Origin of the sequence: Streptomyces sp. NPDC048337 (genome assembly GCF_043201175.1) — a bacterium.
Classification (GTDB): Bacteria; Actinomycetota; Actinomycetes; order Streptomycetales; family Streptomycetaceae; genus Streptomyces.
The window spans coordinates 177,350-198,951 of the sequence record NZ_JBICYR010000005.1 but is presented as its reverse complement, the minus strand read 5'-3'; the positions used below and the strand labels follow the sequence as shown (position 1 = coordinate 198,951).

General features: G+C 73.2%; 21 protein-coding genes and 1 pseudogene. 11 read left to right on the top strand and 11 right to left on the bottom strand.

The genetic code is table 11. From position 1 onward, the window contains the following. Nucleotides 1-7 precede the first annotated feature (7 nt). Nucleotides 8-886 carry a LysR family transcriptional regulator gene (locus ACGFYU_RS10995; protein WP_393826965.1) on the bottom strand — a complete coding sequence of 293 codons (879 nt, stop codon included), beginning with the start codon at nucleotides 884-886 and terminating at the stop codon, nucleotides 8-10. Nucleotides 887-979: 93 nt separating this feature from the next. Here ACGFYU_RS10995 and ACGFYU_RS10990 point away from each other — a divergent pair, with 93 nt between their 5' ends. The 3 genes from ACGFYU_RS10990 to ACGFYU_RS10980 are packed head-to-tail and all read left to right on the top strand — an operon-like array spanning nucleotide 980 to nucleotide 4,373. Then, nucleotides 980-1,684, top strand: coding sequence for a succinate dehydrogenase cytochrome b subunit (locus ACGFYU_RS10990; RefSeq protein ID WP_393826964.1), 705 nt, complete (start codon nucleotides 980-982; stop codon nucleotides 1,682-1,684). Nucleotides 1,685-1,686: 2 nt separating this feature from the next. Then, complete coding sequence (locus ACGFYU_RS10985; RefSeq protein WP_393826963.1) at nucleotides 1,687-3,636, top strand: fumarate reductase/succinate dehydrogenase flavoprotein subunit; 1,950 nt, start codon at nucleotides 1,687-1,689, stop codon at nucleotides 3,634-3,636. Beyond that, entirely contained in the window at nucleotides 3,633-4,373 is a 741-nt protein-coding gene (locus ACGFYU_RS10980) for a succinate dehydrogenase/fumarate reductase iron-sulfur subunit (protein ID WP_393826962.1), read from the top strand. The genes ACGFYU_RS10985 and ACGFYU_RS10980 overlap by 4 nt, the downstream gene beginning before the upstream one ends. Before the next feature lie 106 nt (nucleotides 4,374-4,479). On the opposite strand, the gene ACGFYU_RS10975 is transcribed toward ACGFYU_RS10980, so the two are convergent. Both ACGFYU_RS10975 and ACGFYU_RS10970 read right to left on the bottom strand, forming a co-directional pair. Then, nucleotides 4,480-6,906 (bottom strand): ABC transporter, encoded by a 2,427-nt coding sequence (locus ACGFYU_RS10975; protein WP_393826961.1) that lies wholly within the window; start codon nucleotides 6,904-6,906, stop codon nucleotides 4,480-4,482. 10 nt (nucleotides 6,907-6,916) lie between these two features. Then, on the bottom strand, nucleotides 6,917-7,906 hold the full coding sequence (locus tag ACGFYU_RS10970; protein ID WP_393826960.1) for an LLM class flavin-dependent oxidoreductase: 990 nt from the start codon (nucleotides 7,904-7,906) through the stop codon (nucleotides 6,917-6,919). Between the two features lie 58 nt (nucleotides 7,907-7,964). Between ACGFYU_RS10970 and ACGFYU_RS10965 the strand changes: the two genes are divergently transcribed. Further along, nucleotides 7,965-8,456, top strand: coding sequence for a hypothetical protein (locus tag ACGFYU_RS10965; RefSeq protein ID WP_393826959.1), 492 nt, complete (start codon nucleotides 7,965-7,967; stop codon nucleotides 8,454-8,456). A gap of 15 nt (nucleotides 8,457-8,471) precedes the next feature. Here the strand turns inward: ACGFYU_RS10965 and ACGFYU_RS10960 are convergent, their stop codons facing one another. After that, nucleotides 8,472-8,687: a dodecin gene (locus ACGFYU_RS10960; protein ID WP_393826958.1), complete on the bottom strand. Its 216-nt coding sequence runs from the start codon at nucleotides 8,685-8,687 to the stop codon at nucleotides 8,472-8,474. 134 nt (nucleotides 8,688-8,821) lie between these two features. On the opposite strand from ACGFYU_RS10960, the gene ACGFYU_RS10955 reads away from it, so the two are divergent. The 3 genes and pseudogenes from ACGFYU_RS10955 to ACGFYU_RS10945 form a co-directional block, all read left to right on the top strand. Further along, nucleotides 8,822-10,084, top strand: a complete 1,263-nt coding sequence (locus ACGFYU_RS10955; RefSeq protein ID WP_393826957.1) for an extracellular solute-binding protein — start codon at nucleotides 8,822-8,824, stop codon at nucleotides 10,082-10,084. A gap of 151 nt (nucleotides 10,085-10,235) precedes the next feature. Continuing rightward, complete coding sequence (locus ACGFYU_RS10950; RefSeq protein ID WP_393826956.1) at nucleotides 10,236-11,048, top strand: GNAT family N-acetyltransferase; 813 nt, start codon at nucleotides 10,236-10,238, stop codon at nucleotides 11,046-11,048. Continuing rightward, nucleotides 11,045-11,575, top strand: a pseudogene (locus ACGFYU_RS10945) (lysophospholipid acyltransferase family protein); the annotation flags it as partial. The gene ACGFYU_RS10950 and the pseudogene ACGFYU_RS10945, both read left to right, overlap by 4 nt. A gap of 290 nt (nucleotides 11,576-11,865) precedes the next feature. Here ACGFYU_RS10945 and egtD read toward each other — a convergent pair. From egtD to egtA, 4 genes are read right to left on the bottom strand one after another with little or no spacing between them, the layout of a single operon-like run. Next, nucleotides 11,866-12,861 (bottom strand): L-histidine N(alpha)-methyltransferase, encoded by a 996-nt coding sequence (egtD, locus tag ACGFYU_RS10940; RefSeq protein ID WP_393826955.1) that lies wholly within the window; start codon nucleotides 12,859-12,861, stop codon nucleotides 11,866-11,868. Then, complete coding sequence (egtC, locus tag ACGFYU_RS10935; protein ID WP_393826954.1) at nucleotides 12,858-13,634, bottom strand: ergothioneine biosynthesis protein EgtC; 777 nt, start codon at nucleotides 13,632-13,634, stop codon at nucleotides 12,858-12,860. Before egtC ends, egtD begins: the two co-directional genes overlap by 4 nt. Beyond that, nucleotides 13,634-14,938 (bottom strand): ergothioneine biosynthesis protein EgtB, encoded by a 1,305-nt coding sequence (gene egtB, locus ACGFYU_RS10930; protein WP_393826953.1) that lies wholly within the window; start codon nucleotides 14,936-14,938, stop codon nucleotides 13,634-13,636. The genes egtC and egtB overlap by 1 nt, the downstream gene beginning before the upstream one ends. After that, entirely contained in the window at nucleotides 14,935-16,311 is a 1,377-nt protein-coding gene (gene egtA, locus ACGFYU_RS10925) for an ergothioneine biosynthesis glutamate--cysteine ligase EgtA (protein WP_393826952.1), read from the bottom strand. The genes egtB and egtA overlap by 4 nt, the downstream gene beginning before the upstream one ends. Before the next feature lie 108 nt (nucleotides 16,312-16,419). Here egtA and ACGFYU_RS10920 point away from each other — a divergent pair, with 108 nt between their 5' ends. After that, a complete protein-coding gene (locus tag ACGFYU_RS10920) occupies nucleotides 16,420-17,256 on the top strand; it encodes a TIGR02452 family protein (protein ID WP_393826951.1) in 837 nt (278 codons plus the stop codon). A gap of 164 nt (nucleotides 17,257-17,420) precedes the next feature. Here ACGFYU_RS10920 and ACGFYU_RS10915 read toward each other — a convergent pair whose 3' ends face one another. Then, entirely contained in the window at nucleotides 17,421-17,885 is a 465-nt protein-coding gene (locus tag ACGFYU_RS10915) for a type II toxin-antitoxin system PemK/MazF family toxin (RefSeq protein ID WP_393826950.1), read from the bottom strand. Between the two features lie 131 nt (nucleotides 17,886-18,016). On the opposite strand from ACGFYU_RS10915, the gene ACGFYU_RS10910 reads away from it, so the two are divergent. The 3 genes from ACGFYU_RS10910 to ACGFYU_RS10900 are packed head-to-tail and all read left to right on the top strand — an operon-like array spanning nucleotide 18,017 to nucleotide 19,205. After that, nucleotides 18,017-18,679, top strand: coding sequence for an O-methyltransferase (locus tag ACGFYU_RS10910; RefSeq protein ID WP_393826949.1), 663 nt, complete (start codon nucleotides 18,017-18,019; stop codon nucleotides 18,677-18,679). A 5-nt stretch (nucleotides 18,680-18,684) separates the two neighbouring features. Further along, on the top strand, nucleotides 18,685-19,062 hold the full coding sequence (locus tag ACGFYU_RS10905) for an MOSC N-terminal beta barrel domain-containing protein (RefSeq protein ID WP_393826948.1): 378 nt from the start codon (nucleotides 18,685-18,687) through the stop codon (nucleotides 19,060-19,062). After that, the gene (locus ACGFYU_RS10900) at nucleotides 18,963-19,205 is read left to right on the top strand and encodes a hypothetical protein (RefSeq protein WP_393827151.1); all 243 of its coding nucleotides are present in this window, start codon (nucleotides 18,963-18,965) and stop codon (nucleotides 19,203-19,205) included. Before ACGFYU_RS10905 ends, ACGFYU_RS10900 begins: the two co-directional genes overlap by 100 nt. Nucleotides 19,206-19,484: 279 nt before the next feature. Here ACGFYU_RS10900 and ACGFYU_RS10895 read toward each other — a convergent pair whose 3' ends face one another. Both ACGFYU_RS10895 and ACGFYU_RS10890 read right to left on the bottom strand, forming a co-directional pair. Beyond that, nucleotides 19,485-20,180 (bottom strand): alpha/beta fold hydrolase, encoded by a 696-nt coding sequence (locus ACGFYU_RS10895; protein WP_393826947.1) that lies wholly within the window; start codon nucleotides 20,178-20,180, stop codon nucleotides 19,485-19,487. Between the two features lie 64 nt (nucleotides 20,181-20,244). Then, nucleotides 20,245-21,501: an MFS transporter gene (locus ACGFYU_RS10890; RefSeq protein ID WP_393826946.1), complete on the bottom strand. Its 1,257-nt coding sequence runs from the start codon at nucleotides 21,499-21,501 to the stop codon at nucleotides 20,245-20,247. Nucleotides 21,502-21,602: the final 101 nt, after the last annotated feature.

Below are 21,602 nucleotides of genomic sequence, written 5' to 3'. Positions count from 1 at the left end.
GGCCCGGTCAGCCCACCAGCATCCGCTTCAGCTCGCGCGCCGCGCGCGGGGGAGCGACGTCCGTACGGTGGGCCAGGGCGATCGTGCGGCGCAGCGGGGAGCCGGCGAGCGGGGTGGCCCGCAGGCCGGGTCCGGCCCGGTCGACCACCATCGCCGGGACCACCGCGACACCCAGCCCCGCCCGGACGAAGCCGAGGACCGCGTCCATCTCGCCGCCCTCCACCGTGAACACCGGCTCGAAGCCCTCCGCGCGGCAGGCCGTCACGGTCAGCTCCCGCAGGTCGTATCCGTGCCGGAACATCACCATCGGCTCGTCGCGCAGCCCGGAGATGGTCAGCTCACCGCCCCCGCCGGGCGCCGGCCGGTCCGCCGAGGAGACCACCACCAGGTCTTCCGTCAGCAGCTCCACCGTGGTCAGCGCCGGAGCCGAGGGCGGCAGCGGCAGCGCGATCAGGGCCAGGTCCAGCGCCCCGCGCGCCAACTCCCGTACGAGGTCGAGCGAACCGCTCTCCTCGATCAGCAGCTCGATCCCCGGGTGCGCGGCGTGGAAGGCCCGCAGCGCGTCCGGCAGCAGGCCCGTGCACACGCTCGGCGTGGCCCCCAGCCGGACCCGCCCGCGCCGCAGCTGCGCCAGCTCCTGCACCTCCAGCCGCGCCGTGTCCGCGTCCGCCAGGATCCGCCGGGCCAGCGGAAGCAGGGCCTCGCCCGCGTCCGTCAGCGCGATGTTGCCCCGTGCCCGGCTGAAGAGCTCGGCTCCCAGCTCCCGCTCGAGCGCCTTGATCTGCTGGGAGAGCGAGGGCTGGGCCACGTGCACCCGCTCCGCGGCCCGGGTGAAGTGCCGGGTCTCGGCGACCGCCACGAAGTACAGGAGTTGTTGGAACTGCATCCGCCCAGGATATGCCTTCATAGACATGCCCTATCGAGATCAGCTCCATCATGTCTTGGACCTTTCGGGACGTTGGTCCCTACCGTCGATGTCATGGCTTTGGCAACGCGGACGGGTCGACGGCCGTCCACCACGCGCACGCTCTGGGACTCCTCCGTCGGCAAGAAGTCCGTGATGGCCGTCTCCGGCCTGATCATGCTCGGCTACCTCGTCGTGCACATGCTCGGCAACCTGAAGATCTTCTTCGGGGCGGACGAGTTCAACGGCTACGCCCACTGGCTGCGCACCCTCGGCTCGCCCTTCCTCCACCACGAGTGGGCCCTGTGGATCGTCCGCGTCGTGCTCCTCGCCGCGGTCGTCGCCCACGCCGTGTCCGCGTACCAGCTCAGCCGCCGCGGCCGGCTCGCCCGCCCGGTCAAGTACGCCCACAAGCGCCGTCGCGCGAGCTACGCCACCCGCACCATGCGCTGGGGCGGCATCATCCTCGCCCTCTTCATCGTCTGGCACCTGCTCGACCTCACCACGCTCACCGTCAACGAGCGCGCCTGGGCGGGCCACCCGTACGAGAACGTCCTCGCCACCTTCTCCACCTGGTACGGGAACACCATCTACATCGTGGCGATGGCCGCCCTCGGCCTGCACATCCGGCACGGCTTCTGGAGCGCCGCCCAGACCCTCGGCGCAGGCAGCGCCCGGCGCGAGCGCACGCTGAAGTTCCTGGCCAACGCCCTCGCTCTCGTCCTCTTCGCGGGCTTCGTGTCCGTCCCCGTCGCCGTGATGACCGGAGTGGTGAACTGACCATGAGCGACTACGCGAACTACGCCACCGGCGAGCCCGTCGCCGACACCAAGGCCCCCGAAGGACCGATCGCGGACCGCTGGGACCGCCGCCGCTTCGAGGCCAAGCTCGTGAATCCGGCCAACCGCCGGAAGCACACCATCATCGTCGTCGGCACCGGCCTGGCGGGCGGTGCCGCCGGCGCGACCCTCGCCGAGCAGGGCTACCACGTGGTCCAGTTCTGCTTCAGCGATTCGCCGCGCCGCGCCCACTCCATCGCCGCCCAGGGCGGCATCAACGCCGCCAAGAACTACCGCAACGACGGAGACTCGGTACACCGCCTCTTCTACGACACCGTCAAGGGCGGAGACTTCCGCGCCCGCGAGTCCAACGTCCACCGCCTCGCCCAGATCTCCGTCGAGATCATCGACCAGTGCGTGGCCCAGGGCGTCCCCTTCGCCCGCGAGTACGGCGGCCTCCTCGACACCCGCTCCTTCGGCGGGGTCCAGGTCTCCCGCACCTTCTACGCCCGCGGCCAGACGGGCCAGCAGCTGCTGCTCGGTGCCTACCAGGCCCTGTCCCGGCAGATCGCCGCCGGCAACGTGGAGATGCACGCCCGCACCGAGATGCTCGACCTGATCGTGGTCGACGGAGTGGCCCGCGGCATCGTGGCCCGCGACCTGATCAGCGGCGAGATCTCCACCCACTACGCCGACGCGGTGGTGCTGGCGAGCGGCGGCTACGGCAACGTCTTCTACCTCTCCACCAACGCCATGAACTCCAACGCGACCGCCGTCTGGCGGGCGCACCGGCGCGGCGCGTACTTCGCCAACCCCTGCTTCACCCAGATCCACCCCACCTGCATCCCGCGCACCGGCGACCACCAGTCCAAGCTCACCCTGATGAGCGAGTCCCTGCGCAACGACGGCCGCATCTGGGTCCCCAAGGCCAAGGGCGACAACCGCCCCGCGGCCGAGATCCCCGAGGCGGAGCGCGACTACTACCTGGAGCGGATCTACCCCTCCTTCGGCAACCTCGTGCCCCGCGACATCGCCTCCCGCGCCGCCAAGAACGTCTGCGACGAGGGCCGCGGCGTCGGCCCCGGCGGCCAGGGCGTGTACCTCGACTTCGCCGACGCCATCCGCCGCATGGGCCGGGACAAGGTCGCCGAGAAGTACGGCAACCTCTTCGAGATGTACGAGCGGATCACCGCGGAGAACCCGTACGAGGTCCCCATGCGGATCTACCCCGCCGTGCACTACACGATGGGCGGCCTGTGGGTCGACTACGACCTCCAGACCACCGTCCCCGGCCTGTTCGCGATCGGCGAGGCCAACTTCTCCGACCACGGGGCCAACCGCCTCGGCGCCTCCGCGCTGATGCAGGGCCTCGCCGACGGGTACTTCGTCCTCCCGTCCACGATCAACGACTACCTGGCCCGCCACCCGCACCACGCCGACGTGGACGACAGCCACCCCGAGGCCGTGGCCGCCGTACGCGAGACCCGCGAGCGGCTCGCGAAGCTGCTCGCCGTCGACGGCGACCGCACCCCGGACTCCTTCCACCGCGAGATCGGCGAACTCATGTGGGAGTACTGCGGGATGGCCCGCACGGAGGAGGGCCTGCGCAAGGCGCTCGACCGGATCCCGCAGATCCGCGAGGAGTTCTGGCGCCGCATCAAGGTCCCGGGCAGCGGCGAGGAGTTCAACCAGTCGCTGGAGAAGGCCAACCGCATCGTCGACTACCTGGAACTCGCCGAGCTGATGTGCCTCGACGCGCTAGCCCGCGCCGAGTCCTGCGGCGGCCACTTCCGCGAGGAGTCCCAGACCCCGGACGGCGAGGCCGAGCGGCGCGACGAGGAGTTCTCGTACGCCGCGGCCTGGGAGTTCGGCGGCACCGGCGCCGCCCCCGTCCTGCACAAGGAAGACCTCGTCTTCGAGTACGTCCACCCCACCCAGCGGAGCTACGCATGAAGCTCACCCTGCGCGTCTGGCGCCAGCAGAACCCCGACGCCCCCGGCGCCATGGCCACCTACGAGGTCGACGGAATCTCGAAGGACATGTCCTTCCTGGAGATGCTCGACACCCTCAACGAGGACCTCATCCTGCGCGGCGAGGACCCGGTCGCCTTCGATCACGACTGCCGCGAAGGCATCTGCGGCGCGTGCAGCCTCGTCATCAACGGCGACGCCCACGGCCCGGAGCGCACCACCACCTGCCAGCTCCACATGCGGTCCTTCGCCGACGGCGACACCATCGACGTCGAGCCGTGGCGTGCCTCGGCCTTCCCGGTGGTCAAGGACCTCGTCGTCGACCGCGGCGCCTTCGACCGCATCATCCAGGCCGGCGGCTACATCACCGCGCCGACCGGCTCGGCGCCCGAGGCGCACGCCACCGCCGTGCCCAAGGCCGACGCGGACCACGCCTTCGAGCACGCCGAGTGCATCGGCTGCGGCGCGTGCGTGGCGGCCTGCCCCAACGGCTCGGCGATGCTCTTCACCTCCGCCAAGATCAACCACCTCAACGTCCTGCCGCAGGGCTCGCCGGAGCGCGAGACCCGCGTCCTGGACATGGTGGCCCGGATGGACGAGGAGGGCTTCGGCGGCTGCACCCTGACCGGCGAATGCGCCACGGCCTGCCCCAAGGGGATCCCACTCCCGTCCATAGCCGCCATGAACAAGGAGTGGCTCCGGGCGGTCCGCAAGGGCTGACCCCCGCCCGGACCCGCCACCCGAACCCCCGTACGGGCGCCCCCCGGCCCCGCTGCCTCCTGGGCCGACCGGCTGCCCGATCCGCCGCCCGGGCGCCCGTACGGGCCTACCCGGCCACCGCGACGCCCCCTCCGAGCGCCCGGGCCAGATACGGGGCCGTGCGGCTGCCCGGGGTGCGGGCCACCTCCACGGGGGTGCCCTCCGCGACGATCCGGCCGCCCTCGGTGCCGCCGCCCGGCCCCAGGTCCAGGACCCAGTCCGCGCCCGCCACCACCTCCATGTCGTGCTCCACGACCACCACCGAGTGCCCGGCGTCCACCAGTCCGTGCAACTGCCGGAGCAGCACCCGCACATCGGCGGGGTGCAACCCGGTCGTCGGCTCGTCCAGTACGTACAGCGTGTGGTCCCGGCGCAGCCGCTGGAGCTCCGTGGCCAGCTTGATCCGCTGCGCCTCGCCGCCCGACAGCTCGGTCGCCGGCTGGCCCAGCCGCAGATAGCCCAGTCCGATCTCCTCCAGCGCCCGCAGGCTCCGCGCCGCCGCCGGGACCTCCGCGAAGAAGCCGGCCGCGGACTCCACCGTCAGGCCCAGCACCTCCGCGATGTTCAGCCCCGCGTACCGGACCTCCAGGGTCTCGGCGTTGTAGCGGGCACCCCCGCACTCCGGGCACGGGGCGTACGTACTGGGCAGGAAGAGCAGCTCCACCGAGACGAAGCCCTCGCCCTGGCAGGTCTCGCACCGGCCGCCCGCCACGTTGAAGGAGAACCGGCCCGCCTTCCAGCCGCGGGCCTTCGACTCCGGCGCCGCCGTGAAGAGCCTGCGGACGACGTCGAACAGCCCCGTGTACGTGGCCAGATTGGACCGCGGGGTCCGGCCGATTGGCTTCTGGTCCACCTCCACCAGCCGCCGTACGGGAAAGTCCGGCTCCGCGAGCCGCGAGCCGACCTCCCGCGCCAGCACCTGCCCCACCAGCGTCGACTTCCCCGACCCCGACACCCCGGTCACCGCCGTGAACACCCCGAGCGGGAACTCGGCGTCCACCTTCCGCAGGTTGTGCCGGTCGACACCGCTCAGCCGCACCTCGCCGGACGCCTTCCGCACCGCCCGCTCATGCGGCAGCGCCCCGCCCGCCCCGAAGAGGTGCCGCGCCGTCGCCGACTCCGGTACGCCGGCCAGCTCCCGCGGCGGCCCGCTGTACAGCACCCGCCCGCCGTGCTCCCCGGCCCGCGGCCCCACGTCCACCAGCCAGTCCGCGTGCCGCACCACGTCCAGGTGGTGTTCCACCACGAAGACCGTGTTCCCGGCTGCCTTCAACCGGTCCAGTACGCCGAGCAGCGCCTCGGTGTCGGCCGGGTGCAGCCCCGCCGACGGCTCGTCCAGGACGTACACCACCCCGAACAGCCCCGACCGCAACTGCGTGGCCAGCCGCAGCCGCTGGAGCTCGCCCGCGGACAGGGTGGGCGCGGTCCGGTCCAGGCTCAGGTAGCCGAGCCCGAGCTCGGCGACGGGCCCGATCCGGGAGCGCAGGTCCTCGGCGAGCACCCGGGCGGCCTCCCCCTCCGCGTGCGCGGAGGCCAGTACGCCGTCCAGGTCGGTCAGCGCCAGCGCCGCCAGCTCGGCGATGCCGCGCCCAGCGAAGGTCACGGCCAGCGCCTCGGGCCGCAGCCGCCGCCCCTCGCACGCCGGACACGGCGAATCGGCCAGGAACTTCTCGGCGCGGGCCCGCAGGGTGGCGCTCTTGCTGTCCGCGAAGGTCCGCATGACATAGCGGTGGGCGCTCATGTACGTGCCCTGGTACGGCCGTTGGATCCGCTCGGCCTCCCGCACCGGGTGCACGGTGACCACCGGCTGCTCCTCGGTGAACAGGATCCACGCGCGGTCCTCCGCCGGCAGCTCCCGCCACGGCCGGTCCACGTCATGGCCCAGCGCCTCCAGGATGTCCCGCAGGTTCTTGCCCTGCCAGGCCCCCGGCCAGGCGGCGATGGCTCCCTGACGGATCGACAGCGCGGGGTCCGGTACGAGGAGTTCCTCGCTGGTGCGGTGGATCCGGCCCAGTCCGTGGCAGGAAGGGCAGGCCCCGGCCGCGGTGTTGGGGGAGAAGGCGTCTGAGTCGAGCCGCTCCGCGCCGGGAGGGTAGGTGCCGGCCCGGGAGTACAGCATGCGCAGGGAGTTGGACAGCAGGGTCACCGTGCCGACGGAGGAGCGCGAGCCGGGGGAGGAGCGGCGCTGCTCCAGCGAGACCGCCGGCGGCAGTCCGGTCACGGAGTCCACCTTCGGCGCGCCGATCTGGTGGATGAGGCGGCGGGCGTACGGGGCCACGGACTCGAAGTACCGGCGCTGGGCCTCGGCGTAGAGCGTTCCGAAGGCGAGCGAGCTCTTCCCGGAGCCGGAGACGCCGGTGAACACGGTCAGCGCGTCGCGCGGGATGTCCACGTCGACCCCGCGCAGGTTGTGCTCCCGGGCGCCCCGGACCCGTACGTACGGGTCGTGGGCGGGGGAGGAGGCGTCATCGTGGCGTTCGGGGGAGTGGTGCATTCGTCCCAGTTTAGAGGCCGGTGATCCGCGCCAGCCTGCGGTAGGAGTCCAGCAGAGCCGTCCGGTCGTGGGTGGAGGTGGTGACGAGCAGCTCGTCCGCGCCGGTGAGGCCCGCGACCTCGGTCAGCTCGGCCGCGACCTGCTCCTCGGTGCCGTGGACGTGCCCGGCCAGCGCGCCCTCGTACAGCTCCCGCTCCTTCGGGGTCATGGCCAGCGCCTCGACCTGCTCCGCCGGGCGCAGCGGCGGGAAGCTGCCGCGGGTGCGCGCCTGGGCGAGGGACCAGGCCTCCGGCACCAGGATCCGCCGGGCCTCCTCCGGGGTGGCCGCGACCGCCACCGTCCCGGAGACCACGACGTACGGCTCCGCGCCCCACGCCGAGGGCCGGAACTCCTTGCGGTAGGCCCCGACGACCTCGGTGACCTTGCCGCGGGCCCGCAGGTCCCCCACCACCAGCGGCAGCCCGGCCCGGGCGGCGATCCCGGCCCCTTCGCCGGTGGCCAGCACGTAGGCCGGTATCCGCAGCCCTTCGGCGGGCCGGGCGTGCACCTCCGGATGGGCCTGCTGGGTCCCGTCGAGCCAGCCCAGCAGCTCGGCCAGCTGCTCCTCGAACCGGTCCGCGTCCACCGTGTCGCGGCCGAGCGCCCGCCGGATCCCGTTGGTGAAACCGACCGAACGGCCGAGCCCCATGTCGATCCGGCCGGGGAACAGCGCCTCCAGGACCCCGAACTGCTCCGCGACCACCAGCGGCTGGTGGTTGGGCAGCATGACCCCGCCCGTGCCGACCCGGATCCGCCGGGTCGCGCCCGCGACGGCGGCGGCGAGCACGGTCGGCGCCGAGCCGGCGACCCCGGGCACGCTGTGGTGCTCCGACACCCAGAACCGGTGGTAGCCGAGCTCCTCGGCCGCGTGGGCCAGCTCCACGGTGTCGCGCAGGGCCTGCGCGGCCTCGTACCCCTCGCGGGTGCGGGACCGGTCGAGTATCGAGAGTGTACGGATCACACAGGTCTCAACGTCCGGGGCCCGTCAGGATTCCCGGGCCCGCGCCTAAGGTGGCCCGATGAGCGAGAACACGCACCGGCCGCTGGCCGTCTTCGACATCGACAACACCCTCGCGGACACCGGTCACCGCCAGCACTTCCTGGAACGCCGCCCCCGCGACTGGGCCGGATTCTTCGGCGCGGCCCCCGCCGATCCGCCGCTCGGGCGAGGAGTGGCGCTGGCGGTGGAGAGCGCGGCCGACTGCGAGGTGGCGTACCTGACCGGCCGCCCGGAGCGGTGCCGCGCGGACACGGTGGACTGGCTCGCCCGGCATGGCCTGCCCGAGGGCCGCGTGTGGATGCGCGGGAACCAGGACCGGCGGCCGGCCCGGACGACCAAGCTGGAGACGCTCCAGCGGATCGCCCGGGGCCAGGACGTGCGCGTGCTCGTGGACGACGACGAACTGGTCGTCCAGGCGGCGCGCGCGGCGGGCTTCCGGGTGGTCCTCGCGGACTGGGCGGCGGAGGCACCCGAGCTCAAGGACGCCCAGGAGGGTGAGGGCCGCACCTGAGCAGGGCCCTGCGGGTCAGTCCTCGCCCTCGAGGCGGAAGCCGACCTTGAGCCCCACCTGGTAGTGGGCGATGGCGCCGTTCTCGATGTGCCCGCGCACCTGCGTGACCTCGAACCAGTCCAGGTTCCGCACGGTCTGTCCCGCCCGGGCGATCCCGTTGCGGATGGCCTGATCGATGCCCTCGTGGGAGGTGCCGACGATCTCGGTCACCCGGTACGTGTGATTGGACATGGGGGTCTCCCGACGGTGGGTGGCTATGGCCTGGTTCTACGGTGCCCCAGTAAGTCCGGCTCCGCGAACTTTGAGTGAACAATCCGGGGTGAAAGTCCCTTGACCCACCCATTGGTCTATGCCAATTTCAAGCCATGAAAACGCGCTTCCTCGCCGTGTGCACCGCCCTCGCGGCCGCGACCGCCCTGACGGGATGCAGCCAGTTGGCCGACTCGGCCGGAGGCACGCAGAAGGTGACCCTCTGGCTCATGAAGGGCAGCGCCTCGGAGGACTTCATCGACCGGTTCACCGCGACCTTCGAGAAGGAACACCCCGGCGTCGACCTGGACGTCAGGATCCAGGAGTGGACGGGCATCGGCGACAAGGTGAACGCGGTCCTCAAGGGCACCGGCAAGGAGAGCGCCGACGTCATCGAGGTGGGCAACACCCAGGTCGCCCAGTACATCGAGACCGGCGGCCTCTCCGAAGTCACCCTCGAAGGCCTGCGCACGTGGGGCAGCAAGGACTGGCTCAAGGGCCTCGCCGATCCGGGAAGCGTCAACGGCGCCCAGTACGGCGTGCCCTGGTACGCCGCCAACCGGGTCGTGATCTACAACAAGGACCTCTTCGCGAACGCCGGGATCAAGTCCCCGCCCAAGAACCGCGCCGAGTGGATCCAGGCCACCCAGAAGCTCGACAAGGGCGACCAGCAGGGCATCTACCTCGCCGGCCAGAACTGGTACGTCCTCGCCGGCTTCGTCTGGGACGAGGGCGGCGAACTCGCCCTGGAGACCAGCGGCCAGTGGCTCGGCACCCTCGACGACGAGAAGGCCCTGGCCGGCATGGACTTCTACAGACAGCTCCAGGCCCTGGGCGACGGCCCCAAGGACGCCGACGAGGAGACGCCCCCGCAGTCCGAGGTCTTCGCCCGCGGCCAGGTCGCCCAGATCATCGCCCCGCCCGGCCAGGCCGCCGCGATCGAGGAGGCCAACCCCGCCCTCAAGGGCAAGCTCGGCTTCTTCCCGATCCCCGGCAAGACCGCCGACAAGGTCGGTTCCGTGCTGACCGGCGGCTCCGACCTGATCATCCCCGAGCGCACGAAGCAGCGTAAGCACGCGGTCGACGTGATCACCGCCCTGGTCAGCGAGAAGTGGCAGACCGAACTCGCCCGCACGATGAGCTACGTACCGAACAAGACCAGCCTCGCCCACGTCGTCGTGGGCAACGAGGGCGCCGCCGCCATGGCCCCCGGAGCCGCGCAGGGCCGGGCCACCCCGAATTCCGCCCGCTGGGCCGAGATCGAGGCCAAGAACCCGATCAAGCCCTACATGACGGCCGTCCTCACGGGCCAGGACCCCAAGCAGGCGGCCCGCGCGGCCTCCGAGACGATCAGCAAGGTGCTCAGCTCCGACCGCTGACCCGGCGGGACGGCGGGGGCGTCTTGTTCAGCGTCCGCACATCCGAGGGCCGCTGAGCGGTCATGTCGAATCCAGCCGGTCACGGAAGAAGTAAAGGAGCCAGGCCACACACCTGCCGGCCTGGCCCACCGTGCCCGGTTCAGGAGCCGCCATGACCATCGCACCCCTGTCCCCCTCCCCCCTTCCCCCCACCGCCCCGGTCGTCACCCCGGCCGCGGCCCCCGTCCCCGCCGAGGGCCCCCGCTACGCCGTCCGCCTCGCCCGCGACGAGGCCGAGGTGCGCGCCGCGCAGCGCCTGCGCCACCAGGTCTTCGCCGGCGAGCTCGGCGCCCGCCTGCACAGCCCCGAGCCGGGCCTCGACATCGACGCCTTCGACGCGTACTGCGACCACCTCCTCGTCGTCGAGGAGGAGACCGAGCAGGTCGTCGGCACCTACCGGCTGCTGCCCCCCGAGCGCGCCGCCGTCGCCGGACGCCTCTACTCCGAGGGCGAGTTCGACCTCTCCGCCCTCGCCCCCATCCGCCCCGACCTCGTCGAGGTCGGCCGCTCCTGCGTCCACCCCGACCACCGCAACGGCGCCGTCATCGCCCTGATCTGGGCCGGCCTCGCCCGCTACATGGACCGCTCCGGGCACAACTGGCTCGCCGGCTGCTGCTCGATACCGCTCGCCGACGGCGGCGTGGTGGCCGCCGCCACCCGCGAGGCCGCACTGCGCCGCGCCCTCGCCCCGCAGGAGTACCGGGTCACCCCGCTCCTGCCCTGGGATCCCGAGGGCATCGCCTTCCCCGCCCGCATGGAGCTGCCGCCGCTGCTGCGCGGCTACCTGCGCCTGGGCGCCTGGGTCTGCGGCGAGCCCGCCCTCGACGCCGAGTTCGGCTGCGCCGACCTGTACGTGCTGCTCTCCCTGCGCCGCACGAACCCGCGCTACCTCAAGCACTTCCTCTCGCTCGCCCCGGGCGCATGAGCGTCTGGCTGCCCACCTCGCCCTGCACCCCCGAGGCCTGCGCCGGCCACGAGGGGGGCACCGCGAGCGTCCCGCACGCGGTACTCCGGATCACCGCCGCCGTCGCCCTGATCCTCGTGGGCATCCTGGGCGCCCCACCGGTCCGGCTGCTGCCGGCCCGCCCCCGCCACGCGGTGGTACGGGCCTGGTCGGCCGCGCTGGTGCGGGCCTTCGGGATACGGATCACCGTGCACGGAAGCCCCGGCCCCGACGGCGGCCGCCTCGTCGTCCCCAACCACATCTCCTGGCTGGACATCCCGCTCGTCGCCGCCGTCCTGCCCTGCCGGATGCTGGCCAAGAGCGACATCCGGGCCTGGCCGGTCCTCGGCCGGCTCGCCGGACAGGCCGGGACCCTGTTCATCGAACGCGACCGGATCCGGGCCCTGCCCGACACCGTCGCGACCGTCACCCGCGCACTGCGGGCCGGCGACCGGGTCACCGTCTTCCCCGAGGGCTCCACATGGTGCGGGCGCGCCCAGGGCCCCTTCCGCAGGGCCGCCTTCCAGTCGGCCCTGGACGCGCGGGTGCCCGTACAGCCCGTGCGCCTCACCTACCTGCGCGGCGAGGGGGACACCGCCGGCGAGCCCGCCTTCGTCGGGGACGACCCGCTGACGGCCTCACTGTGGCGGATCGCCCGGGCCCGCGGCGTGCGGGCCGAGGTCAGGCTGCTGCCGCGGATCCCGCCGGGCCGGTACGCGAACCGGCGGGACCTCGCGGCCGCGGCCCAGGAGGCGGTGGCTGGCGCCGTCACCTCACCGCCGCTGCCCGGTATCCCCGCTCAAAGCACCAAGTCGGCCCCGGTCTCGGCGTCCCCGTCGGCGACCGAGAGCGACAGGGCGAAGCGGCCCGCCGCGTCAGTCCACCACTGGGTCAAATCGAGCCCCGCGGCGGCCAGTTCCCTGCGCAAGCCCTCCTGACGGAACTTCGCGGAGACCTCCGTCAAGATCTCCTCACCCGCCTCGAACGGCACCACCAGATCCAGCGCCCGGATCTTCACCAGCACCTCCGACCGGGCTCGCAGCCGCATCTCGATCCACTCCTGCTCCCGGTTCCACACCGCCACGTGCGTGAAGTCGGCGGTGTGGAAGTCCGCGCCCAGTTCGCGGTCGATGACGGCCAGCACGTTCTTGTTGAACTCGGCCGTCACGCCCTGGGCGTCGTCGTACGCCGCGACCAGCACGGCCTCGTCCTTGACCAGGTCCGTCCCGATCAGCAGCGCGTCCCCGGGCGACAGCATCGCCCGTACGGACGCCAGGAACACCGCCCGCTCCGGCGGGAGCAGGTTCCCGATCGTGCCGCCCAGGAACACCACCAGCCGGGGCCCCGGGGACTCCGGGAGGTGCAGGGCCCCCGTGAAATCGGCCAGCAGCGCGTGCACCCGCAGCCCCGGATGCGCCTCCAGCAGGGTCTGCGCCGCACCGCGCAGGGCGCTCTCGCTGACGTCCACCGGAATGTACGTGTCCAACGCGGGCAGCGCCTCGATCAGGTGCCGGGTCTTCTCCGAGGAACCGGACCCCAGCTCCACCAGGGTCCGCGCCCCGCTCGCCGCGGCGATCTCCCGCGCCCGCTCCAGCAGGATCTCCCGCTCCGCGCGCGTGGGGTAGTACTCGGGCAACCGGGTGATCTCCTCGAAGAGTTCACTGCCCCGCGCGTCGTAGAACCACTTCGGGGGCAGCACCTTCGGGGTGTGCGTCATCCCGTGCAGCACGTCCGCGCGCAGCGCGGCCTCGGCGGCGTGCTCGTCGAGGGTCCGGGTCAACTGGAAGTCGTTCACGGGCGCTCCTTCTCCATCGGCGGGGTCTCCTTGAGCGGGGTCAGGTCGACCCGGGCACGGGTGGCGGTCAGCAGGGTCAGGTCGGGTACTTCGAACCAGCGGGGGTCCTCGTCGTAGGGCTCGGAAGCCACCACCACGCGCTGCGCGCCGGCGTCGGCCAGGTACCAGAGCGAATCGCCCCAGGCCGTCGCGGCGATCGTGACCCCGTCCGTCAGCAGCAGGTTCAGCCGGGAGCCGGGGGAGGCCTCGGCCACCTCCCGGACCGCCTCGGCGAGCGCCGTGCCGAGGTCGTCCCCGGTGCGCAGCCGGTGCAGGACCAGCGCCCAGACCAGCGCCGAATCCGTGCGCGCGGCCAGCTGGAGCAGTTCCTCGGGCGGCAGGCCGAGCGCGAGCGGAGCCGCCGCGTCCGGCCAGTCCCGTATCGAGCCGTTGTGGCTGAACAGCCAGGGCCCGTCCGCGAACGGAGCCGCCGCGGCCTCCCCGTCGGCTCCCGGGCGCGTGGCATCGCGTACGGCGGCCAGCGCGGCCCCGCTGCGCACCACGCGGGCGAGATCGGCGAAGGTCAGGTCCGACCAGACCGGCCCGGACCGGCGGTAGCGCGCCGGGACCGGGTCCCCCTCCGCGTACCAGCCGACCCCGAAGCCGTCGGCGTTGACCGTGCCGCTGCGCTGGCGGCGCGGCTCCCAGGACTGGCGCACCAGCGAGTGCTCGGGCTCGCTCAGCAGCCGCCCCAGGGGTATCACCGGCCCCAGATAGGCGAGATGACGGCACATCAGACGTCCCTCGCGGTCCGGAAGCCGGAGAAGATCTGCCGCCGGACCGGCAGGTCCCAGTTACGGAAGGTGCCCCGGCAGGCCACCGGGTCCACCGCGAACGAACCGCCGCGCAGCACCTTGTGCTCCGGACCGAAGAACACCTCCGAGTACTCGCGGTACGGGAAGGCCCGGAACCCCGGGTACGGCAGGAAGTCGGAGGCAGTCCACTCCCACACGTCCCCGATGAGCTGGCGCACGCCCAGCGGGGAGGCCCCGGCCGGATAGCTGCCCGCGCGGGCCGGACGCAGGTGGCGCTGGCCCAGATTGGCGTGCGCGGGGGTCGGGTCGGCGTCGCCCCACGGGTAGCGGGTGGAGCGGCCGCTCGCCGGATCGTGCCGGGCCGCCTTCTCCCACTCCGCCTCCGTGGGCAGCCGGCGTCCCGCCCAGCGGGCGTAGGCGTCGGCCTCGTACCAGCTGACGTGCAGAACCGGTTCCTCAGCGGGCACCGGCTCGGTCACCCCGAAGCGGCGGCGCAGCCACTGGCCGGCCTCCCGGTGCCAGAACAGCGGTGCCTCGATGCCGTGTTCGCGGATCTGGTCCCAGCCGGCCGGCGCCCACCAGCGCACGTCGCGGTAGCCGCCGTCGGCGATGAAGGCCTGGTACGCGGCGTTCGTCACCGGCACGGTGTCGATCCAGAAGGGCGCGGTCTTCCGGGTGTGGGCCGGCCGCTCGTTGTCCAGGGACCACGGCTCGGCCGAGGTGCCCATCGTGAACGGGCCGCCGGGGACCAGGACTTCGGCCGCGAGCGGCGGGTCGTACGGGGCGTCCGGGTCGGGGGCGTCCAGTACGGCAGCGCCCCGCCGCAGCTGATGGGTGATCAACATGGTCTCGTCGTGCTGCTGTTCGTGCTGGGCGATCATGCCGAAGGCGAAACCGCCGTCGAGCAGGGCACTGCCCTCCAGCGGGGTGCGCTCCAGCAGGTCGAAGACCCGGCCGCGCACCTCGGCCGCGTACCGGCGGGCCTCGGCGGGCCCGAGCAGCGGCAGCTTCGGCCGTTCGGAGCGGGGGTGCTGGAAGGCGTCGTAGAGGGAGTTGATCTCCGGGTGCAGGAAGGCGCGTCCGGCGACGCGGCTCAGCAGCCAGAGCTCCTCCTGGTTCCCGATGTGCGCGAGGTCCCAGACCAGCGGGGACATGAGGGGGGAGTGCTGTGCGGTGAGGTCCTCGTCGGTCACGGGGTCGGTGAGCGCGGCGGTGCGGGCGCGCGCTGCGGTCAGGGCGGCGGCCGCCCGTTCCCGCAGGCCGGGGTGGGATTCGGTGGTCACGGGCGGGCCTCCTTCCCGGTGGCGGGGCGGTGGGAGCGGTGGCGGGCGCGGCGATCGGGGCGCTGGTCGGGGCGTTGGCCGGGCCGCCGATCGGGCCGGGGGTCGGGCGGGTCGTCGGCCGGGCAGCGGCCGCGCAGGACGAACCGCTCGGTGAAGGCGCCGACCGTGTCCCGGACGTGCGCGCTCGCGCCGAGCCGGGGCAGCGCCTCGCCCGCGGCCCGGAAGCAGGCCGTCGCGGCCGCCCGCAGCTCCGGATCGGCCAGGCCGTCGCGGGCCGCCGACCGCCAGAGCGGATTGCGGGGCGCGGGCCGGGTCCCGTAGGTGTCGGCCAGCGCCTTGGCGACGCGGTAGGCGGTCTCGGCGGCCTCCGGATCGTCGAACAGCGCGTGCACGACGGCGACCGGGACCAGCCAGCCGTCGTCGCCGGGCTGCGCGTCGATCATCCGGAGCTCCAGGTGGCCGCGCGGCCGGACCGGCGGGAACAGCGTGGTCAGGTGGTAGTCGAGGTCCCCGGCGGTGGGGGGCCGAAGCCGGCCCACAGCGTTCGCGTCGTTCGTGTCGTTCGCGCGCAGCCAGTCGCGGAAGGTCATCCCCCGGGGGGTCGCCCACGGCCCGCCGTCGTACGACCGTACGCACATCACCTCGGTGTCCAGCGCCTGCCTGGTCCAGGCGTCGCGCGGCGGAGCGTCCAGCGGCGGCGCGAGCGCCCGCCGGCTGTCGATGTCGGCCCAGTTCCCCTGGCGGGCACTGCGCCAGCCGGCGTAAGGGCCCCCGCGGGCGGGGGAGTTGGCGAAGGCGGCGACCAGAACAGCCCCCACCAGGTGCGCCAGCCGCCAGCGCCGGCCGTGGCCGAGCGCCCCGGGCTCCTCGTGCCCGGCGTCCACGCACACCTGCACGGAGGCGGAACCGCACATCATGGCGCGCCCGGCAGGGCCGGTGCGGTCGAAGTAGGCCTCCATCGCGTCGTAGCGCGGGCTGGCCAGCAGCCGGCGGTACGGGCGGCGCGGATCCTGGGCGTCGCCGCGCAGGACCAGGCCCTGGTCGGCGAGGGCGGCCCGTACGGCGGTGAGATCGGCCCGGAGCCCGTCCACGCAGTCGGTGAGGGAGCCGGCGGGGGCCGAGCTGAGTTCCAGCTGGCCGCCGGGCTCCACCGTCACCCGGGAGGTCAGGGGCAGGGCGCGGGCGGCGGCGTGCGCGGCGCGCAGCCGCTCGGGGGAGAGGGGTTCCCCGGGTCGTTCGGCGTCGACGACCAGCCATTCGAGCTCCGCTCCGAGGAAGCGGGGCGGGCCGGTCTTGAAACAGATGCCGTGGATCAGATCCTCGGCCTGGGTCTCGGTGATGGAGTGTTCGGGTGGGTCCTGTGCCTGTGACATGAGCGGGTCCTCGTCTCCCGTCGTCGGCCATGACATCAACCGTGCCTACCCGTCTCTCGGGCAACAATGCCTTTGCCGCCGGGGGATCGGACTGTGGAGGATGGCGGCGTGAGCAGCAGATTGCGCGAGATCGCGCGGGAGAATGCGGACATCCTGGCGGCCGGGGGCTACCGGACGCGGTCGGGGCGGCAGGTGTCCCTGGCCGCCGCCCTGGCGGAGGCCAAGGCAGGAACCAGAATATATGGACCAAACCGGGTCATTCCAGACGAGAAAATCGTGCATGCACACGCCCGGACGGTCGTCGAGGTCACGGGGGAGAGCAGCACGGTCGCCGCGCGCAGGCTCGCGGCCGAGGGCCTGGAGCAGCCGGCGGGGACGGCCCGGGTGGCGGTGCTGAACTTCGCGTCGGCCCGGAATCCCGGGGGCGGCTACGTCCGCGGGGCCAAGGCCCAGGAGGAGGCCCTGTGCCGCGCCTCGGCCCTGTACGAGACCCTGCTGGAGGCTCCGGAGTACTACGAGGTCCACCGCGCGGAGCGCAGCACCTTCTACACCGACCGGGTGATTCACTCGCCTGCGGTCCCCGTTTTCCGGGACGACCGGGGCGAGCTGCTGGAGACCCCCTTCCGGGCGGGCTTCCTCACCTCCCCGGCGCCGAACGCGGGCACGATCCGGCGGCAGGAGCCGGAGCGGGTGGCCGAGATCCCGGGGGCGCTGGCGCGGCGCGCCGAGCTCGTCCTGGAGGTGGCGGCGCTGGGCGGGTACGAGCGGCTGGTGCTGGGCGCCTGGGGGTGCGGGGTGTTCATGAACGACCCGGCCGAGGTGGCGGAGGCCTTCCGCGCGCTGCTCGCGGGCCGCTTCGCCGGGGTCTTCGAGCGGGTCGTTTTCGGCATCCTGGACCGCGACCCGCGTACCCGCGAGCCCTTCGACCGCGCCTTCCCGTCCTAACCCCCGACCACCGGGCCCGGCCGACCCCGGCCGACCCCGGCCGACCCCGGCCGACCCCGGCCGACCCCGGCCCGGCGATCCGGCCCGGTCGCGTCCCGGTGCGGCGACCCGGCTCGGTCGCATCCGGCTGACCGCGGTGCCCCGTCCCCGGCGGTGCGGGCGGGTCAGTGCCAGCCGTAGCGCTCCCGGAGGCGGTCCGTCACCAGGCGGAAGCGGGCGCGGTCCAGCGCGCACGCCTCGCGGCGCATGCCCGACTCGTGCACGCGCAGCACCCGGTCCACGTCCACCCAGGACTCCCGTCCCGCCGAGTCCCAGGGGCCGGAGCCGATCGGCACCCACTCCCGGTCGGCGTCGTGGCGCTTGCTCGACAGCTGGACGGCGAGCAGCGTGCTCCCGCCGGCCTCCCGCGCCACCACCAGGACCGGGCGGTCCTTGCCGCGGCCGTCGTTCTCCTCGTACGGGACCCAGGTCCAGACGATCTCCCCGGGGTCGGGATCCCCGTCGGGATCGGGGGCGTACTCGGTCCGTACCGGTCCGATGGCGCGCGGATCGGCCTCGGTGGTGGCGGTGGCCCCGTCGCGGCCGGGCTGGTCGAGGTGGCCGTTGCTGTGGTGGGAAAGTGCCGTCATCCGCGTGAGGTTACTGGCTCGGGACCCGGCCGGGCGGGATCCCGGCCCGGTGGGCGCGGGGTGGTCTGCCGGAGTGGCGCGATCTGTTGTAAGTTCCTTTTGAAAACTTAGCCAGTGGGAGGGGACCACTCATGGGTCAGCAGACCTGGACGGCCGTCGACGCGTACTTCGACGGGCTGCTCGTCGAGGAGGACGAGGCCTTGACGGCCGCCGCGCGGGACAGCGAGGCCGCCGGCCTGCCGCCCCATCAGGTCGCCCCGAACCAGGGCAAGCTGCTGCACCTCTTGGCACGCATCCGCGGGGCCCGCCGCATCCTGGAGGTCGGGACGCTGGGCGGCTACAGCACGATCTGGCTCGCCCGGGCGCTGCCCGAGGGCGGGCGGCTGGTCACGCTGGAGGTCGACGACCGGTGCGCGGACGTCGCCGCCGCCAACATCGCCCGCGCCGGGCTGGACCGGGCCGTCGACATCCGCCGCGGCCGCGCCGTCGACGTCCTGCCGCAGCTCACGGACACCGCTCCGTTCGACGTCGTCTTCATCGACGCGGACAAGCCGTCCAATCCCGAGTACCTGGAGTGGGCCCTCAAGCTCACCCGGCCCGGCAGCGTCATCATCGGCGACAACGTCGTCCGCGACGGCGCCGTGGTCGACGGCGCCAGCCCCGACCCCCGGGTGCAGGGCGTCCGCCGCTTCACCGAGCTGATCGCCGAACACCCCCGCCTGACCGCCACCGCCCTGCAGACCGTGGGCAGCAAGGGATACGACGGCCTCGTCATGGCCCTCGTCACGGACTGACGGACATGGGCGCCGTGCCGGTGCTGGGCACCGTCGAGCGGATCTGGCGGTACCTCATCAAGTCCACGGGCGGGGAGCGGCTGGCCACGGCGGACGTCGACGCCCGGGGTCTCGTCGGCGACCGGCTCTACGCGGTGCGCGACGCCGAGGGCAGGCTCGGGTCGGGGAAGAACACCCGCCGGTTCCGCCGGATGCCGGGGCTGCTGCGGCCGGCTTCCCGGTACCCCTCCCGATACCCGGGGGCAGGGGAGGGGCCCGAGCTGCTGGGCCGGACGACGTGCCGGTGCCGGATCCCACCGCCTGCCTGCGGTGCCACCTGGGGCGCGAGGACGTCGAGGTGGCCCGCGAGGGCACGGTCTCGCACTTCGACCAGCTACCGCTGAGCCTGCTCACCACCGCCACCCTCGACTGGGTCCGTGCCGCCGTGCCGCCGTGCCGGGCGTGGCCGTTCGTGGAGGACGACTGGTTCGGCGGGGTCGCGCGCGCCGTCCGGGCCGGGTCGGGCTCGGGGACCCGGTACGCATGATCGGCCGATGAGTCGGCGTAGTCGGCGGTGGCGACGCCCGCGGACCGGCGCCGGCAGCGTCGGCTCCGGCTCGGCCGGGCCCAACAGCCGGGCGCCCAGGGGTAGTCCGTACGGGCAGGCGGCGATCACCGCTCGATCCAAGGCCGGCGCCCCCCAGCCCGGCCCCCACGCCGATCCGCGGCGGCGGAGTCGGCGGGGTTCCACGGATTGCGGGTTCACCGTAGGCGGTCGGCCACGTCCGCCTCGGCGTGGCGACCGTAGGGGGAGTGGCCGCGGTGACTAGATCCAGCCCTCCAGAGAGGACATGAACCCGTCGAAGTCGTCGCGGTGGATGGTGTGTCCGGCCCCGGTGACCGAACGCACCTCGAAGCCGCGGCTCTTGAGGATCTCCGCCCGCTCCTCCGAGATCAGGTGGCTCGGATCGGCGAGCTGTACGAGCGAGGGGACCACCGGCGCGGCCGGCATCAGGTCCGCGCCCATCAGCGGGCCGAGGCTCAGCGCGGTGGCCTCGTCCCACACCGCCAGGGTCTCCAGTTCGATGTCGACGTCGGCCTCCTCCCAGCGCGGGTTCATCGCCCGGACCTGCTCCTTGGGCGCCGACTTGAACTGCGCCAGCATCTCCGGCCCGAAGCCCTCGACGGGAGCGGCCAGGTACCAGCCCGGGTCGGAGAACACCGCCCGCTTCGGCTTCAGCCGGTCCACCGCGAGCGACAGCGTCAGACCGCCCAGGGAGTGGCCGATGGCGAGTTCGGCCCCGGCGGGCAGCGTCTCCACCACGTCGTCGGCGTAGAGCTCCGGGCTGTACTCGCCGCGGCCGCTCGCCCCGTGGCCCCGCAGGTCCACGGCGATGACGCGGTAGCCGCGGTCGGCGAGGGCGGGGCCGACCCGGCGCCAGGTCCGGTGGTCGGCCATGATGCCGTGCACGAGGAGGGCGATGCGGTCGCCCTCGCCCCAGGTGTGGGTGTGCAGCTGCACGGTGGTGCCCTTCCTGTTTTACGTTCTGCGTTCTACGGATGTGTGGGGATTGATGGGGCGCGCGTCACCGCACGCTGCGGATCGGCTTCACGGCCAGTGCCCCCGCCACCGCCAGTACGGCCGCGACGACGAACAGGGCCGTGTACCCGCCGCTGAGCGAGACGATGACCGAGGCGATGAACGGCGCGATGATCTGGGGGCCCGCGTTGGCGATGTTGAGCACGCCCATGTCCCGGGCCGCGTCCTCGGCCTTGGGGAGCACCATCGTCACGAGCGCCGTGTCCACGGCCATGTAGCAGCCGAACGCGAGCCCGTTGACGACCGAGAAGGCCAGCATCGCGCTCCAGCTCGTCGACACGGCCGGGATCACCAGCGCGACCGCGGACAGCAGGGCGGAGGCGCCGACGAAGAGCTTGCGGCGGTCGAACCGGTCGGAGAGGTAGCCGCCCACGACGGTGGAGACGACCATCGCCACGCTGTTCAGCGGCATCATCACCGCGACCGCGGCCTCCGGCTCCATGCCGTCGGGCAGCACGGTGTGGTCCTGGAGGATGTACAGCTGGTAGCCGGTCACGGCGAAGTAGCCGAGGATCAGCAGCGCCCGCCCGATGAAGGCCCAGCGGAAGTCGTGGTTGCGCAGCGCGCTCGCGAAGGCGGCGAGCTGGGCCCTGGCCGGCAGGGGCGCGCGGGCCGGGAGCCGCTGCTCGCGGGTGCAGGCGGTGAAGAGGACCGCGGCTGCGGCCACGAGGGCGCCGAAGACGAGGTAGCCGGTCCGGTAGTCCTCGGAGAAGGCCGCGCCGACCAGCGCGCCGAGGGTGGAGCCGAACGGCAGGCCGAGGCCCACGGCCGCGGAGGCCTTGCCGCGGGCGCCCATCGGCACCCGGTCGGGGACCACGGAGGTGATGGCGGCCTGGTAGACGTTCATGACGGCCTGGCCGAGGCACCAGGCGATCGTGATCAGCAGGATCGTGTCGGCGAAGCCGAGCAGGAACATCGCCGGGACGGCCGCGAGGCCGCCGCCGAGGATCCAGGGGTTGCGCCGTCCGCTGCGGTCGGACAGGGCGCCCGCGACGGGGTTGAAGACGGTCGCGAAGATCGCCGAGACCCCTGCGATCAGGCCGAAGTTCGAGACCTTGTTCGCCGGGTCGATGTCTTCCACCTGGAGCGCGAGCAGGACGCCCGCCACGCCCACGTACAGGGCGTACATCGCGGAATTTCCGACCAGCAGCAGCGGGAGCAGCCCGCGTCCGGGGCCGGAGGGCGCGAAGGCGTCGGAGGTGGCGGCGGTGGCGTTGCCGGTGCCGGGGGAGGAAAGGGCCACGGTGCCCTCCTGGGCAGGTGCGTGCGGATGAGGGGTGCCTACGGGGTCGCAGGGGGAGTGGCGGAGGGGTGGAGGAGTGCGCGCCGCCCTGTCGCGACGGC